This is a genomic window from Peribacillus sp. TE19612 (genome assembly GCF_056279465.1).
The window spans coordinates 259,105-274,281 of sequence record NZ_JBWCCL010000001.1; the positions used below are offsets into that span (position 1 = coordinate 259,105).

General features: G+C 38.9%; 12 protein-coding genes. 8 read left to right on the forward strand and 4 right to left on the reverse strand.

The genetic code is table 11. From position 1 onward, the window contains the following. Nucleotides 1-361 precede the first annotated feature (361 nt). Entirely contained in the window at nt 362-1,339 is a 978-nt protein-coding gene (locus ACZ9AO_RS01260; protein ID WP_251539150.1) for a ring-cleaving dioxygenase, read from the forward strand. Nucleotides 1,340-1,438: 99 nt separating this feature from the next. Beyond that, nucleotides 1,439-2,038, forward strand: a complete 600-nt coding sequence (locus tag ACZ9AO_RS01265; protein ID WP_057275982.1) for a nitroreductase family protein — start codon at nt 1,439-1,441, stop codon at nt 2,036-2,038. Nucleotides 2,039-2,176: 138 nt separating this feature from the next. On the opposite strand, the gene ACZ9AO_RS01270 is transcribed toward ACZ9AO_RS01265, so the two are convergent. After that, a complete protein-coding gene (locus tag ACZ9AO_RS01270; RefSeq protein WP_476108260.1) occupies nt 2,177-3,520 on the reverse strand; it encodes an aminotransferase-like domain-containing protein in 1,344 nt (447 codons plus the stop codon). Nucleotides 3,521-3,635: 115 nt separating this feature from the next. Between ACZ9AO_RS01270 and ACZ9AO_RS01275 the strand changes: the two genes are divergently transcribed. Together ACZ9AO_RS01275 and ACZ9AO_RS01280 are read left to right on the forward strand one after the other, a co-directional pair. Continuing rightward, nucleotides 3,636-4,592 carry a DMT family transporter gene (locus ACZ9AO_RS01275; RefSeq protein ID WP_476108261.1) on the forward strand — a complete coding sequence of 319 codons (957 nt, stop codon included), beginning with the start codon at nt 3,636-3,638 and terminating at the stop codon, nt 4,590-4,592. Then, nucleotides 4,592-5,476, forward strand: a complete 885-nt coding sequence (locus tag ACZ9AO_RS01280; RefSeq protein WP_476108262.1) for a DMT family transporter — start codon at nt 4,592-4,594, stop codon at nt 5,474-5,476. Before ACZ9AO_RS01275 ends, ACZ9AO_RS01280 begins: the two co-directional genes overlap by 1 nt. Nucleotides 5,477-5,706: 230 nt before the next feature. Here the strand turns inward: ACZ9AO_RS01280 and ACZ9AO_RS01285 are convergent, their stop codons facing one another. The 3 genes from ACZ9AO_RS01285 to ACZ9AO_RS01295 all read right to left on the reverse strand — a co-directional run bounded on the left by ACZ9AO_RS01285 (nt 5,707) and on the right by ACZ9AO_RS01295 (nt 8,474). Next, nucleotides 5,707-6,276, reverse strand: a complete 570-nt coding sequence (locus ACZ9AO_RS01285; RefSeq protein ID WP_476108263.1) for an MFS transporter — start codon at nt 6,274-6,276, stop codon at nt 5,707-5,709. Then, nucleotides 6,273-7,715, reverse strand: coding sequence for an FAD-binding protein (locus tag ACZ9AO_RS01290; protein ID WP_476108264.1), 1,443 nt, complete (start codon nt 7,713-7,715; stop codon nt 6,273-6,275). The genes ACZ9AO_RS01285 and ACZ9AO_RS01290 overlap by 4 nt, the downstream gene beginning before the upstream one ends. Nucleotides 7,716-7,868: 153 nt before the next feature. Next, nucleotides 7,869-8,474, reverse strand: coding sequence for a TetR/AcrR family transcriptional regulator (locus ACZ9AO_RS01295; protein ID WP_476108265.1), 606 nt, complete (start codon nt 8,472-8,474; stop codon nt 7,869-7,871). Nucleotides 8,475-8,914: 440 nt separating this feature from the next. Here ACZ9AO_RS01295 and ACZ9AO_RS01300 point away from each other — a divergent pair, with 440 nt between their 5' ends. The 4 genes from ACZ9AO_RS01300 to hutI all read left to right on the forward strand — a co-directional run bounded on the left by ACZ9AO_RS01300 (nt 8,915) and on the right by hutI (nt 15,166). Next, nucleotides 8,915-10,234: an MFS transporter gene (locus ACZ9AO_RS01300; protein WP_476108266.1), complete on the forward strand. Its 1,320-nt coding sequence runs from the start codon at nt 8,915-8,917 to the stop codon at nt 10,232-10,234. 294 nt (nt 10,235-10,528) lie between these two features. Further along, nucleotides 10,529-11,998 (forward strand): helix-turn-helix transcriptional regulator, encoded by a 1,470-nt coding sequence (locus tag ACZ9AO_RS01305; RefSeq protein ID WP_251539156.1) that lies wholly within the window; start codon nt 10,529-10,531, stop codon nt 11,996-11,998. Between the two features lie 196 nt (nt 11,999-12,194). Then, the gene (gene hutU / locus ACZ9AO_RS01310) at nt 12,195-13,871 is read left to right on the forward strand and encodes a urocanate hydratase (protein WP_048677985.1); all 1,677 of its coding nucleotides are present in this window, start codon (nt 12,195-12,197) and stop codon (nt 13,869-13,871) included. After that, nucleotides 13,868-15,166 carry an imidazolonepropionase gene (gene hutI / locus ACZ9AO_RS01315; RefSeq protein ID WP_251539157.1) on the forward strand — a complete coding sequence of 433 codons (1,299 nt, stop codon included), beginning with the start codon at nt 13,868-13,870 and terminating at the stop codon, nt 15,164-15,166. Before hutU ends, hutI begins: the two co-directional genes overlap by 4 nt. The last annotated feature ends 11 nt before the right edge of the window (nt 15,167-15,177 follow it).

Sequence of the window (15,177 nt, forward strand, 5' to 3'; positions counted from 1 at the left end):
GTATGGGAACACATTAATAGTTTTATTTCATTATTGCCAAAGAATTGATTGTCTTTACCGCTATTTATAGCTATGACATTAACCCAATACAGAATGGTCTTTACTTTAAGGAAAAATGAAAGTTTTTTTGTCTGTAATTATTTTTATTTTGAGATATATTAATTTGAGACAATGTTATTGACAGTGAAGGGTATTCATGATAAATTATCTTTAAATAAAGATATATTAATTCGAGATAATGAGAAACACCTTATCAAACCCCTTTAATGAATAGCCACTCTTTTTTGAAGGAAAAATATAGGGGATTAAGGAAAACGCTGAATATCCAAAAATTGAATCGTTTTAATGGGAGGAATAATGTATGAATGGTTTAAAAGGTATACACCACGTAACGGCCATAACAAGTAGTGCTGAAAAAAATTATGAATTTTTCACAAATATATTAGGCATGCGTTTAGTCAAGAAAACTGTTAACCAAGATGATATCCAAACCTATCATCTGTTTTTTGCCGACGATGTTGGCGGTGCGGGTACTGACATGACATTCTTCGATTTTCCTGGTATTCCTAAAGGAGAGCATGGGACTAATGAGATTTCCAAAACATCCTTCCGTGTACCGACTGATGCGGCATTGGAGTATTGGGTTAAACGCTTTGACCGATTAGAGGTAAAGAATACAGGAATCCAAGAACAGTTTGGCAAAAAGATCATTTCATTTGTGGATTTTGATGATCAGCAATATCAATTGATCTCAGATGAAAATAATGAAGGGGTTGCAGCTGGAATCCCTTGGCAAAAAGGGCCGATTCCTCTGGAATACGCTATTACAGGATTAGGACCAATTTTCATTCGGATCGCCAATTTCGATTACTTTAAAGAAATGATGGAAAAAGTCCTATTATTCAAAGAAATAGACAAGGAAGGATCATTTCACCTATTTGAGGTAGGGGAAGGCGGGAATGGTGCACAAGTGATCGTCGAGCATAATTCGATCCTTCCTCAGGCACGGCAGGGTTTTGGGACTGTTCACCATACAGCCTTCCGTGTTGAAGACCGTTCCGTTCTGGAAGAATGGATCAAACGAATGGAAAGCTTCCACTTTCATACGTCCGGTTATGTCGATCGTCACTTCTTTGAGTCGCTTTACGTAAGAGTGGCGCCGCAAATTTTATTCGAGTTTGCCACGGATGGTCCTGGATTCATGGGGGATGAGCCGTATGAAACGCTTGGGGAAAAGTTATCTTTACCACCGTTCTTGGAACCGAAAAGGGATCAAATCGAAAAGTTGGTCCGTCCCATTGATACAGTAAGAAGCACCAAGGAATACATTAAAGAATAATTGCGAATGATATATTGGTTTATGCCCATACTAAAATAGGTAGAAATAAAAAATGGAATAATCATTTGAAATAGAAAAAATGTTCTGGAGGAATGAATCATGACAAAAGATTTTTACACAGCCATTAAAGAGAGACGTTCATATTATGGAATCAATAAAGAAGTCCAAGTATCGGATGAGAAAATTAAAGAAATAGTTGAATTTGCAGTAAAACACACGCCATCGGCTTTTAATTCCCAATCCTCCCGCCTTGTTGTTTTAACAGGATCGGCACATGATAAATTATGGGATATTACGACGCAGGCTTTAAGGAAAGCGGTTGGTGAGGGAGATTTCTCTGGCACTCAACAAAAAATGGATTCCTTCAAAGCGGGATATGGGTCAATATTATTCTTTGAAGATGAATCTGTAGTGAAATCACTTCAAGAACAATTTGCAACGTATGCCGATAACTTCCCAATCTGGTCACAACAAACATCAGGCATGCATCAATTAGTTGTTTGGACGGCACTTGAAGCAGAAGGATTGGGAGCAACTTTACAGCATTATAATCCTCTAATTGATGATGAAGTGAAAAAAGAATGGAATGTTCCAAGCAATTGGAAATTGATTGCGCAAATGCCATTTGGAAATCCAACAGCTCAACCGGGTGATAAAGAATTCAAACCACTTGAGGATCGTATCAAATTTTATAAATAAAACTTTGTTGAGAGTCAATTCTAATTGGCTCTTTTTTGTTTGTGCTCATTTTTCCATATTTTATCAGTTTTACAATAAGAAAAAATATTTTCACTATTTTTTGTTGTGTGGAAAGTGACTATACCTTATGTAATAGTTTTATAAGTAATAATTCTCCTTTTTATTCAATTCATTGAAAATAAGAGCTATTCCTTGCTCAAGTTTTTTTATATTTGTATTGGACACGTTTAGTTTTAATATTTTTTCCTGGTGAAAGCCATCTATATAATTTTGACCCATCGTCTCTACCAGTACTTGTTGATTCTGTAAGTTATTGATGAGGTGAGTACTATTTAAACGATGAGGCAGTACGATATGAGCGTTCATACATATGGATGCTGGGCGATAAAAGCCTGGAGCAGAGTACTTTTCTAGAGCATCATATAGCAAGTTTGCACGCAATGAATAGGAAAGACGCACTTTGTTTCTATGGTGTTTAAACATACCGCTTTTTATGTAGATTTCCAAGGCTGCTTGTGAAATCATTGAACTATCAATATCAGCTGTTCTTTTATATAGTTGGAAGCTGCCCGTTAATGGTTTAGGCAATACGGCAACACCTATGCGTAATCCTGGAAACATTATTTTAGAGAAGCTTTTTAAATAAATGACCATGTTATGGGTGTCCTCGGAAAAAATAGGGTCTACCTTCATATTTTCTTCGAAATCTGCTAAATAATCATCTTCTACAATATAGACACCATACTTTACCGCAAGTTTTAGTATCTCCACTCTTTCCATTTTAGAGTAAGAAGTCCCTAACGGATTATGAAAACGTGGCATCGTATAAAAGAATTTAATTTCCTGATCACTAAAAATCCGTTCTAACTCCCCTAAATCAATACCTTCTGCTGTTCGTTCGATTCCTAGCACGGAAATCTTGTACGCTTTCAATTGCTCCACAAATAGATGATAACTAGGCTGCTCAACAAGTATATGAGTACGTTCATTTGGAAAGGGGATTAACGTTAATAAGGAAAGTGCTTGCTGCACGCCAGAAGTAATGAAAACCTGTTCTTCTTTTGCGAAAACCTGATACTGCTCTAATTGTTTTTGTATCACTTTAATTAAAGAGGGCAGTCCTTTTGGAGTACCATAGATAAACAATTCTTGCTGATAGGTATCGATGGCTTTGTTAATGCAATGTTGAAAGTCATGATACGGAAATTGATGCCAAGCGGGAGCGGAGGTAACAAAGTCGATGTCCGTTGTGGGTTCGCGTTTACCATCAAATTCTTTTTGTACGACATAATATCCGCTTTTAGGAACCGCGTAGATTAAATGCCTCTTTTCCAATTCTTGCAGGGCTTTCAAGACTGTACTTTTACTACATTGATGTTGATCGCTTAATTGACGAATAGATGGGAGTTTAAAGCCCGCTTTGAGCCGTCCATTCTGGATGAGAGATTCAAATTCATTAAACAAAGCTACGTATTTTAGCATGAATACCTCCTAAAACTGTACCGTTACAGATGCTTCATATTTGTATTGTATCGTAGTGGAACATTTAATACGATACTAACAACCGGCCGGGTGTTGAAAAGGAGGATTACTCAATATGCAAGAAAATAAAAAAGCCTATCTTGCGGCGATACTATATGCCATTATTATTGGATTTTCATTTTTCTTTACAAAAATATCATTAATGGAAGCTAGTCCGCTAGATACATTGGCACATCGATTTACGATAGCTTTGTTGATCGCCATAATTATTAAGCTATTTAGGAGGACATCAGTGAAAATGAGTGCAAAGGATTCTGTGAAAATTCTTCCGTTGGTGTTCCTTTATCCAATTTTATTCTTTACATTTCAAATGTTTGGTCTCATTTATACCTCATCTTCAGAAGCGGGTATTATCCAAGCGACCATACCAATTTTTACATTATTATCAGCTTCTTTATTTTTGAAAGAATACGCAGGTAGAGGCCAGAAATTTTTTCTTGGTTTATCTGTGCTGGGAGTTATCTTTATCTTTGTCATGAATGACTTGCAACATGCGGCTCACAGTTTGAAAGGAACGATCCTGATCTTATTATCCTCGATTGCTGCCGCTTTCTATAATGTGGTAGCGAGGAAGGTAACAAAGCAATATTCACTATTTACGTTAACGTATGTGATGACATTCTATGGTTTTGTGACTTTTAATAGTATGGCCGTCATCAACCATATAATTAACCAATCTATCAGCAGCTTTTTATTACCCTTCACAAGTGGTGCATTCCTCATTTCAATCGTATATCTTGGGGTATTATCGTCACTGCTTACTGCTTTTTTATCAAACTATTCATTATCTATATTACCAGCATCTAAAATGAGCGTTTTTAGTAATTTAGCGACATTGATTACGATTATGGCAGGCGTGATTTTCTTACATGAATCGATTCATTATTATCATGTAATAGGTGCAATGATTATTCTTGCTGGGGTAATCGGCACGAATTATTTTGGTGGAATTCAATCCAAGCATAATGGTAAGACTTTTGCCGACCCATTGTTGAAAAGGGAGGGAAAGTAATGAATAAATATTTGTTGTTACTCTTGATTAGTGGTATATGGGGATCTCAATTCTTCTTTATTGCATTAGTCATAGAAAATGTTGGTGTTATTACATTGTCTGCCATCAAAGCATGCATCGGCGGTATCTGTTTACTCTTCTTTGGTTTGTTTTTATCAAAAGAAGAGCGAAAAGTACCCAGGAGTTATTATAAATGGTATATAATCATTGCTTTTTTCGAGGTTGTACTGCCATTCGTCTTTATTGCACAAGGCCAGAAATCGGTGCCTAGCAGTATCGCAGCAGTGCTGATTGGAATGGTTCCCATCTTTACCATCCTTTTTTTACTAGCATTTTTCAAAAGAAAAAGCACAAGGCCGGAGATTACAAGTATCCTATTCGGATTTGCAGGTATTGTCTTCCTTTCCTGGCCGACACAAGGAATCCAAGACCTTTCTAACAGTATTCAGGGTAACATCCTCATGATATTGGCTGCTATGAGTTTTGGATTATCATTGATTTTCATGGAGAAATTAAACGTGGGATCTTCCGTCATTCATATGAGAAATGTATTACTGATTGCCAGTGCATTGCTCATACCCATGTCCCTTTTGTTAGAGCAATCTTTCAAATTGGATATAGCACGATCTCAATCTATCTACTTAGCGATTTTAGGCATTTTCCATGCAGGTTTTGTTTATGCATTATTTAACAGGCTGATTCGGCAAGAAGGCGCATTATTTACTTCATATAGTAATTATATAGTGCCTGTCATCGGAATGATTTTAGGCTTTTTCTTTTTACATGAAGCGTTGTCTATTCATCAATTGATTGGAATGGGTATAATAATGCTGTCATTAGTTTTTTTAGACCAAAAAATAATTATCAAATTGAATAGAAAGTAGTATTTTATTATATGTGCTAATGTCCGTTATCTTTAATTGTACTAATATTCGTATATATAACGAAACCAAATTGGAAAATGGGCAGCAGGTTTAATATTTTTTGTAAGATCATTTATAGTTTTTTGATCAGCAAATGAATATATGGTAAAAGAAGCATCTGCTGAGGTTAATGCAGATGCTTTTCTTTTAAAAGGGGTAACTGATTTATTGGCGCTACCAGTAATAAATGCTTATATTTTTAGTTTTTCTGCATTAGATAGTGATGTATTTTTCTCCATCTTCATTATAATAAATCCACTCCAGGCAAACATAAGGGAGGCTATGTAAAAGATGCTGCCGATCGTTAAAAAGTCGACTAAATATCCGGTTGCAATCACCGCAGCTGCAGCACCGACAGAGGTCCAAACATGGTAGTTCCCGATTTCCGCACCCGCGGTTTTCTTCGTTACATATCTTGCCAGTACCGTTTTTTCAGTGTTTCTTTGTACTGCCCCAAGTACTCCCATAATGATTTGCAGGAGATAGACAAGCCAAATTTCATATGCGAGAGGAAAGGCAAGCAGGATAAGTGCCATCCCCCATGAATAGATAAGGAGAAATGCTTTGTCACCTGTTTTGTCAGTGAATTTTCCGATTAAAGGATAGCTAAGCGCTGCAGTCAATGAGAATATTCCATATGCCCACCCGAATTGCGAATAACTGGTGCCCACATTTTTGATTAGCAAAATATAAAAGGGGAAAATCATGCTGGCAGCCATTCCAACAGTGCCTTGGTAAAAAACAAAACGTTTATAATTCATGGATGATACTCCTCATAGAAAAGATTCATGAAGCGATTATCAGGATCATATTTCTTCTTTAATCGAAAGAATTCCTCAGTACGCGGATACGCTTCAAATAATTGTGTCTTGGTTGGATACCCATAATAGGGCAGATAGTAGCTGCCGTTATGGTCAAGCGTCACATCGATCATGTTACGGATGACCCTTCCTGTATTATCCTTGCTTTCGTCATCTGTCCCTTGATTGATGAGCATCACTAAAGCGAACATATCATCCTTGGCATAGGACATGAGTGATTCATCATTATGTTCCACATAACGAATTGTGATATTTAATAAATTAAAATCTTTCTCATCAGATAAGGTTCTTCTTAAGTCATCGATATAATCAGCAAATTGTTCAATCGGAACGAAGTATTCTTGCAGCACTTCAGTTTTGGTGGGGTTGCTGTAATCCATGAATGCTGAATCCGACCGCATCACATTATTCCTCGAAACCAAGTTGCCATCAATATTGGCCGTGTAGGCTTTTTGAGTTTCCCAAAACCTGTTTTTACCCCAGTCATTATAACGTGAGAGGCCAAGAAAGAATTTAGGAACGGCAATGATCGTTTCCCGTTTGAGAGTATCGTAGTCAGATAGCCTTGTTTGGTCATTTGCCCTATAATAATCCGTTACATACATTTCATCCAAATAGGAGTCAGGAGCAACAGATATTCTTGCAAGATGCATTTTAACATCATCGTTTTGAAGAACTTCTCTTTTAAAGTACGACGTATATTCATCATAATGAAGTGATTTAGTTTTAATGTTATAAAGTTCGTCATCGGTAAGGTGGAGTGTTACATCGAGTATGACTCCAAACAATCCATACCCGCCAATAACCGTATGGAAGAGCTCCGAATTTTCTTCGCGGCTCACTGATAGGATTTGTCCTTTTGCGTCAAGCAATCTAAAAGATTCCACGGTTTCTATCAAGGCATGATGACGGATATCCCGGCCATGGACATTAACGCTCAAAGAACCGCCAATGGTAAAAATGTTTTGAGATTGACTGACCTGCAGTGCAAGTCCATATGGGTTGATGTATTCCTGAAGAGCAGCCCAGGTTGCTCCGCTTTGGACCGTGATGAGTTTTTCTTTTACATCCAAATCAAGTATTTTATCATAGTTCTTCATATCGAGCAGGATCCCGTTTGGATATAATGTCTGCCCTCCTTGGCTATGCTGCATTCCGGCAATGGAAATGGGATCATCGTTTTTTTCGGCATCCAAAACGACTTTTTTGATTTCTTCTTCACTACCTTCTGCCTTTATCACTTTCATTTTAACTGACATCAGACGGCTTATATCTTTGGCAATAGGGTGGTCAAGCTTGAAATTAAAAGCCTGCAGCGATAATCCAAATAATAGTGCATATAGGGTGATAAATAAAAATCGTTTCATGATATCTGGCATTCTACTCCTCGTTTACTTTGTTTCCACTTAATTGAAATAAAGAAAATGTATGAACCTTATATATTAATGGAGTTTCCCTGACTATTCAGTAAGGTTGGGGTTAATATTGAATTAAATGTCAGATTTTTAGAAATGAATCTTTTGATTTATGTATTAGTTCTTGGTTTTCAGCCCATTAATGATTGTTTTGGTTAGCGGTATGGATAGTGATTCCAAGCTTTGTTCTGAGTTGTTTAATCCCCAATGATAGATGATTCCCATCAGGCTTTGGATGATAAGTTGTGAAATTTCGTTAACTGATTGGTCAGTGCCAATGTCGTTTTGTTTTTTCGCCTCTTCAATTAATGAACGAATGATTTTGAAGAGTGAGCGGTTTGAATTTAAAAAGTAAGTATGTTCTTTCGAATCTAAAGCGGAACTGTAAATCACTTTCATTAAATCTTTGCCCATTTCTACTTCCAGAAAACGCATCAATTTGCGAATGAAAATAAACAATTTCTCGGTAGCGTCCATATCGACTGGGAACGAACGGAAGACTTCGCGATAGTAATCATCGACTTCTATGAATCTCACTAAAAAAATGTCCGATTTCGCTGAAAAGTGTTGGTAAAATGACCCTTTTGATGTGCCGCTTTTTTTCACGATTTCGTCAACGGTAACTTTATCGTAACCTTTTTCGCTAAATAGCTTTAGAGATATTTGTAAAATTTTTTCACGAGTCTTTTCTCCCCTAAGTTGTTTCTTTCTGGGTTCAATCATAAAAAACCTCCAAATGATAATTGACAGAATATTCCTATATAGTTTAATATCAGACTACAGTCTAGTTAAATGATTGCTGGTCTATTTAATCTAACGTAGATCATGAATAATCACAACGCTATCTTAAATGGTTTTCGTGCATATAGAAAGCGCTTACAAGGATTAGGGTCAAGTATGGGGAAGGTTAATTCAGTTTAAATAGGAGGTTTTTCAAGGATTTCTATACAATCGGTTACTGTCTTGCAGAAAGGCTTATTCCTCTTTAGCCCTGAGTATATGGATTGTATTTATAATATTGTTGGATTCAGTATATGTAAATGAAGGGTGGTGGTTTTCAGGATAAATTGAGAGCTAGGAATGAACCAGAGTGTCGGGAAGCTGGAAAAGAGTTGTAGTAACCTTTTTTGGGAAATAGTAGCATGAAAAGGGAGGAAATAATCTTGAATCATTCCAGTGGTGAAATAGAGAAACGAACGATCAGTAAGACGATGAAACGCATTCTTCCATTTATCCTGCTTTTGTATATCATCGCTTACTTGGACAGGGTCAATTTAGGCTATGCTGCTTTACAAATGAATGCAGAATTAGCCCTATCCGCTGAAGTTTTTGGATTGCTTTCTGGTATTTTCTTCATCGGCTATTTCTTTTTTGAAGTTCCTAGCAACATGATCATGCATAAAGTGGGAGCTCGGATATGGATTGCCCGTATAATGATTTCGTGGGGGCTTGTGGTAATATTAACAGGTTTTGCACAAACAACGATGCATTTATATATTCTCCGTTTTTTATTAGGTGTTGCCGAAGCTGGTTTTTTCCCTGGTATAATTTTGTATTTAACTTATTGGTTCAGGGCCCGCGAAAGAGGACGAGCAACAGCGGTTTTGCTTTTAGCCCTACCGATTGGCGGATTGATTGGTGCGCCTGTGTCCACCTGGATTCTTGACAATATTTCCTGGTTCGGTATGGCTGGGTGGAGATGGATGTACATTCTTGAAGGCATTCCGGCCATTATTATAGGAATTGTTGTTGTTTTCTATTTAACTAATAGGCCGTCTAACGCTAAATGGTTATCAAAGGAAGAAAGTGATTGGTTAGAGTGCGAATTGAATGCGGAAAGAAAAGTTAGCTCGAAAATAAATAAAGTCACGAAGCTTGATATGCTGAAAGATTCGAAAATCTGGAAGTTGGCCCTTTTTTATTTTGCAGGATACACATCCATCTATGGATTGTCATTTTGGATGCCAACCATCATAAAATCTTTATCGGAAAACGCAACAACTAATTTAGAAATAGGCTGGTTAGCGATGATTCCATCTTTAGTCGGTATACCTGCCGTTATGTTTGTAGGCTGGAATTCAGATCGGACTAATGAACATAAAACACATTTGCTCGTTTGCCTCATGATAGCGGTTGTCGGATTTATCGGATGCGGCTTTTCAAATAGTGTTTTTATGATGGTACTTATGTTAACGATTACATCTTTCGGGTTATACGGGTTCAGTGGATGTTTCTTTGCCTATATGACATTTTTCTTCACTGAGTCCACTGCCCCAGTTGGAATAGCCATAGTCAATTCATTTGCGGCTTTAGGCGGTTTTGTAGGACCGATGATTCTCGGAACTGTTGCATTTACTCAAGGGATGTTTATTTTATCTGGATTACTTATAATAGGTGTCATCACCCTATTATCATTAAAATTGACGGATGCTTCGGAAGAAAACATAGGTAAAGAAGTTGATGTCAATATTAATCGATTATAAAGGTTCTAAATGTATTGAAGATTAAAATGATAAAAAAAGAAACATCATTGGAAATCACAGCGTTTCCACGATGTTTCTTTTTTTATATAAGCACATATATATGAAAATATCAGTTGAGAATGTCAAAGTTTAATCTAAATCGCAGGTTCTGCCTATTAAGACTTGTTTGTAGTTTTCGGCGGGATTAGAATGGAGATGAGATGAAAGTGCTTTCGAAAAGATCAGGGATCCCTTTTCTATTCGCTGACTTCATATTATTCATTAGGGGGATAACAGCAGAAATGAGGTGATGATGTGGAAATTCATTTGGTGGCAAAAGATGAGATTGAGGCTCAAGGAATTCGTTGGATCGTGGAGTCCCACCTAACGGGAGTTAGATTGATCTTATGGAAAACGATTGAAGAATTCGAAAAGGGCATACGCAATCAGCAACCTGAATTCGTTATTTTGGATATGGATATTTGGACGGATGAAAGTGAGGCGATGGGTGTTTCGTTAAAGCGGAGGGGAATTCGATGGTTAGGGATTTCATCTGAGCGAATCTTCCAAACCGCTTATCGAGCCTTACGTTTTCGTGCTGAAGATGTTTTATTCCGTCCTTTTTCTTCGGCAGATTTGGTAAAACATATCCAACAATTACGTTTTCAATTGAGAAATGGTCCAGGTCATATCTCGTCAAACACCATGAATGATGAGAATGCTCTGGATATTGGGTATCCAGATTTCTTCTTGACAGACCGGAAGCATGAAAGCCGAATAACCATGGTCGCTTTCTTGACACCTGATAACAAGACCCTTCCATTAGTTTATGATGAACTGCAACGATATTCTTTTACTGGGAAGAATCAAATCTTCGCTTTATCGGATTTTATTTTATGTGTTCAGGAAACAAAGGAAATGGAGATATATAAGGAAGAGTATCAGGCCTTCCTTGCCCATTGGAAAGATAGAATGGATGAGCCCCTTGCCATCATAATAAAGGCGGCAACTTCAGATGAGTCTTTAAAAAGGATGTATCAGCAAACTCGTGAATTTACGAGACAAATCTTTTTCGATGGATATGATATCATCTTAGCCGAAAGTCAACAGACTTCGCATCGAGAGATGGATCCATTCCTCACTCCTCTTGAACAAAGACTATGGATAGAAATGCTCGAACGACGGGATGCGAAGGCTATCAGGAACTGGATTGAACGTGAATTCCTTACCTTCGAACGACCATACCCCGACCCGGAAATCGTTCGTATCCGACTTACAAGCGTACTTGCACAGATTCGCAGGCATATGAAATCATACAACTTGCAAAATGCTTCGCTGGAAGCCATATACTATGATGTATTTCAGCAAATTGTACATAAACCTGTCATACATCAAATAGTGAAAGAGCTGCATGCGTTCACCACCCATATGCTTCTGCAGGATCATGGACAATTACAGGAAGGGGCACGCACAATCAGCGAAAAGGCAAGGGAGCTGATCGAGTCCAACTATTGGGACGCCCAGTGGAATCTAGCGAGTTGTGCAGATACTCTGCGAATCAATAAAAGTACACTCAGTCGTCGATTTGCGGCTGAATCCGGCGAGTCTTTTCGAAATACGCTGCACCAAGTTCGAATTAGGGAAGCTAAACGTTTATTAAAGGAAACGGATTTATCATTGGAGGAAATCTCACAATTGGCCGGCTATTCACATCAAACCTATTTCAATGCCAAATTCAAATTGCTTGAAGCCTGTACACCATCAGCATATCGGTCTGGCTTATAAAAAAGGACGATTCAATAAATGAATCGTCCTTTTTTATTTATTTCATAACAATGTAATTGATGGAATTATTCATAAAAAAATAAAGTTAACTACAAAAGAGTGAAACAAATTATAAAAATATCATTAAATTATAATAAATTATTCTGAATTTTTCTTATAGAATGAAAATATAACAAAAACAAGGGGGAAATGAGAAATGAATACGATTACAAATAAGGTTATACGCTATAGAGGCACTGATTTGAATACGAAAGGTTGGCAACAAGAGGCAGTGCTTAGAATGCTGATGAATAATTTGGATCCTGAAGTCGCCGAACGTCCTGAGGATTTGGTGGTATACGGAGGGATTGGGAAAGCAGCACGTAACTGGGAATGCTTTGATGCAATCGTCAAATCACTAAAAGAGCTTGAAGAAGATGAAACTTTACTTGTCCAATCAGGGAAACCGGTAGCAATTTTTAAAACGCATACGGATGCACCCCGTGTCCTGATTGCCAATTCAAATATCGTCCCGGCGTATGCGAACTGGGAAACATTCCATGAACTTGATAAAAAGGGATTGATGATGTATGGGCAAATGACAGCAGGGAGCTGGATATATATTGGCTCTCAAGGCATCGTACAGGGTACATACGAGACATTTGCCGAGCTAGCAAAACAACATTTCAATAACTCGTTGAAAGGCACTATCACTCTTACGGCTGGTCTAGGCGGCATGGGTGGGGCACAGCCACTGGCAGTTACGATGAACGGCGGGGTCTGTATCGGAATTGATGTTGATGAAACAAGAATTGACCGGAGAATCGAGACTCGTTATACCGATGTGAAAACGGATTCTTTGGATGAAGCCATTCGTTTAGCCAAAGAAGCTAAACTTGCAGGAAAAGCATTATCGATTGGTTTGATTGGGAATGCTTCAGATATTCTTCCTGAAATGATTGCAAGGAACTTCATTCCGGATGTCTTGACGGATCAAACTTCCGCCCATGATCCGCTTAATGGATATACACCTTCAGGTATGTCAATGGTGGAGGCGGCAGAATTAAGGAATGCCAATCCAGAAGAGTATATTAAACTCTCTAAAGCTTCAATGGCCAAACATGTAAGAGCGATGCTTGAAATGATGGAAAAAGGAGCCGTGACGTTTGATTATGGCAATAATATCCGTCAAGTTGCGAAAGATGAAGGCGTAGAAAATGCTTTTGACTTCCCTGGCTTCGTTCCAGCATATATCCGTCCACAATTTTGTGAAGGAAAAGGTCCATTCCGTTGGGTCGCTTTATCTGGTGATCCAGAAGATATTTATAAAACAGACCAAGCCATTTTACGTGAATTCGCTGATAATGAGCATTTATGTAACTGGATTAGAATGGCTCAAGACAAAATCCAGTTCCAAGGTCTTCCTTCCCGTATTTGCTGGCTTGGTTATGGGGAGCGCGCCCGTTTTGGTAAAATCCTTAATGATATGGTTGCAAGCGGTGAATTGAAGGCCCCGATTGTGATTGGACGTGACCATTTGGATTCAGGATCTGTCGCTTCGCCTAATCGTGAAACGGAAGCCATGAAGGATGGTTCGGATGTAGTGGCTGACTGGCCGATCTTAAATGCAATGGTGAACGCAGTGGGCGGTGCAACCTGGGTATCCGTACATCATGGCGGTGGCGTAGGAATGGGATACTCCATGCATGCTGGCGTGGTAATTGTGGCAGACGGAACCGAAGAAGCAGCAGCCAGGATTGAGCGAGTGCTGACAACGGACCCTGGGATGGGCGTTGTGCGCCATGTTGATGCAGGATATGAACTTGCAGAGGAAACAGCCCGTGAAAGAGGTATTAATATCCCGATGCTTGGTAAAGGAATTGATAAAAAATGACAAAGCCAATTTGGATAAAACATGCCACTCAACTTGCTACCCTTACCTCTGAAAGGAAAGGGCCGCGTTCCAAAGAGGGAATGTCGGAGCTTGGTTTGATAGAGGATGGAAGTATATGGATGGAATCAGGGTTGATCCAAGCTGTCGGGACAACCAAGGAATTGGAAAAACTCTATGCTGATAGAATGCATGAAGCTGAAGTTTTCGATGCTACTGGCCATTTGGTGACACCAGGGCTTGTTGATCCCCATACGCATGTTGTATATGGGGGAAGTCGTGAGCGTGAATTCGAAATGCGTCTGGAAGGTGCAACATATATGGACATCATGAACGGGGGAGGGGGCATTCATGCAACCACCCGCATGACAAGGGAAGCAAGTGAAGAAGAGTTGATGGAACAAACCATACGACGCCTTGATTCGTTTCTCGCTCATGGTGTGACTACAGTAGAAGGTAAAAGCGGCTATGGAATGAATTTGGAAACCGAATTGAAGCAGTTGCGGGTGATGAAGAAGTTACAGGAAGAGCATCCGATTGATCTAGTTCCTACCTTCATGGGAGCCCATGCGGTTCCAAAGGATTATAAAGGCCGTGAGGATGAATTTGTCGATCATCTGATTAATGATATGCTTCCAATCGTCGCTGAAGAAAAGCTTGCTGAATTCAATGATGTGTTTTGTGAAAAAGGGGTTTTTACCCCTGAACAATCAGAGCGGATATTAAAGGCGGGGAAAAAGTACGGCTTGATCCCTAAAATTCATGCTGATGAAATTGAGCCTTACGGGGGAGCCGAACTAGCTGCTAAAATCGGGGCTATATCAGCCGAGCATTTATTAAAGGCCTCCGAAGAGGGAATTCAATCCATGGCTAAGTCAGGAACCATTGCCTGCTTGCTTCCAGCCACAGCTTTGTATTTAAGGGAAGATGCGGCCCCAGGACGGCGAATGGTTGATGAAGGTGTAGCTGTTGCCATATCGACCGATTGCAATCCCGGATCCTCGCCGACGACTTCCATGCCGCTTGTCATGAACCTGGCATGCATCTCGATGCGGCTGACCCCTGCTGAAGCGCTTACCGCGGCAACATACAATGCTGCTTGTGCAATCAACAGACAGGAAAAGATAGGTTCACTTGAAGTGGGAAAACAAGCGGATGTCGTTTTATGGAATGTTGAAAACTATCAGGAGTTGCAATATTTATTTGGGGTTAACCATGTTAAGACAGTATGGAAAAACGGTGTTCAAGTTGTGAATGATAAAGTGAAGTCTGATTCCAAAAGCCTTACGGGCCTTTAAAAATCAGTATT

What these genes read in the sequence shown, in the direction of transcription:
- ACZ9AO_RS01280 (WP_476108262.1), top strand. Translation starts at nt 4,592, where the DNA reads ATGAATAAATATTTGTTGTTACTCTTGATTAGTGGTATATGGGGATCT.
- ACZ9AO_RS01295 (WP_476108265.1), bottom strand. Translation starts at nt 8,474, where the DNA reads ATGATTGAACCCAGAAAGAAACAACTTAGGGGAGAAAAGACTCGTGAA.
- hutU (WP_048677985.1), top strand. Translation starts at nt 12,195, where the DNA reads ATGAATACGATTACAAATAAGGTTATACGCTATAGAGGCACTGATTTG.
- ACZ9AO_RS01275 (WP_476108261.1), top strand. Translation starts at nt 3,636, where the DNA reads ATGCAAGAAAATAAAAAAGCCTATCTTGCGGCGATACTATATGCCATT.
- hutI (WP_251539157.1), top strand. Translation starts at nt 13,868, where the DNA reads ATGACAAAGCCAATTTGGATAAAACATGCCACTCAACTTGCTACCCTT.
- ACZ9AO_RS01290 (WP_476108264.1), bottom strand. Translation starts at nt 7,715, where the DNA reads ATGCCAGATATCATGAAACGATTTTTATTTATCACCCTATATGCACTA.
- ACZ9AO_RS01270 (WP_476108260.1), bottom strand. Translation starts at nt 3,520, where the DNA reads ATGCTAAAATACGTAGCTTTGTTTAATGAATTTGAATCTCTCATCCAG.
- ACZ9AO_RS01285 (WP_476108263.1), bottom strand. Translation starts at nt 6,276, where the DNA reads ATGAATTATAAACGTTTTGTTTTTTACCAAGGCACTGTTGGAATGGCT.
- ACZ9AO_RS01260 (WP_251539150.1), top strand. Translation starts at nt 362, where the DNA reads ATGAATGGTTTAAAAGGTATACACCACGTAACGGCCATAACAAGTAGT.
- ACZ9AO_RS01265 (WP_057275982.1), top strand. Translation starts at nt 1,439, where the DNA reads ATGACAAAAGATTTTTACACAGCCATTAAAGAGAGACGTTCATATTAT.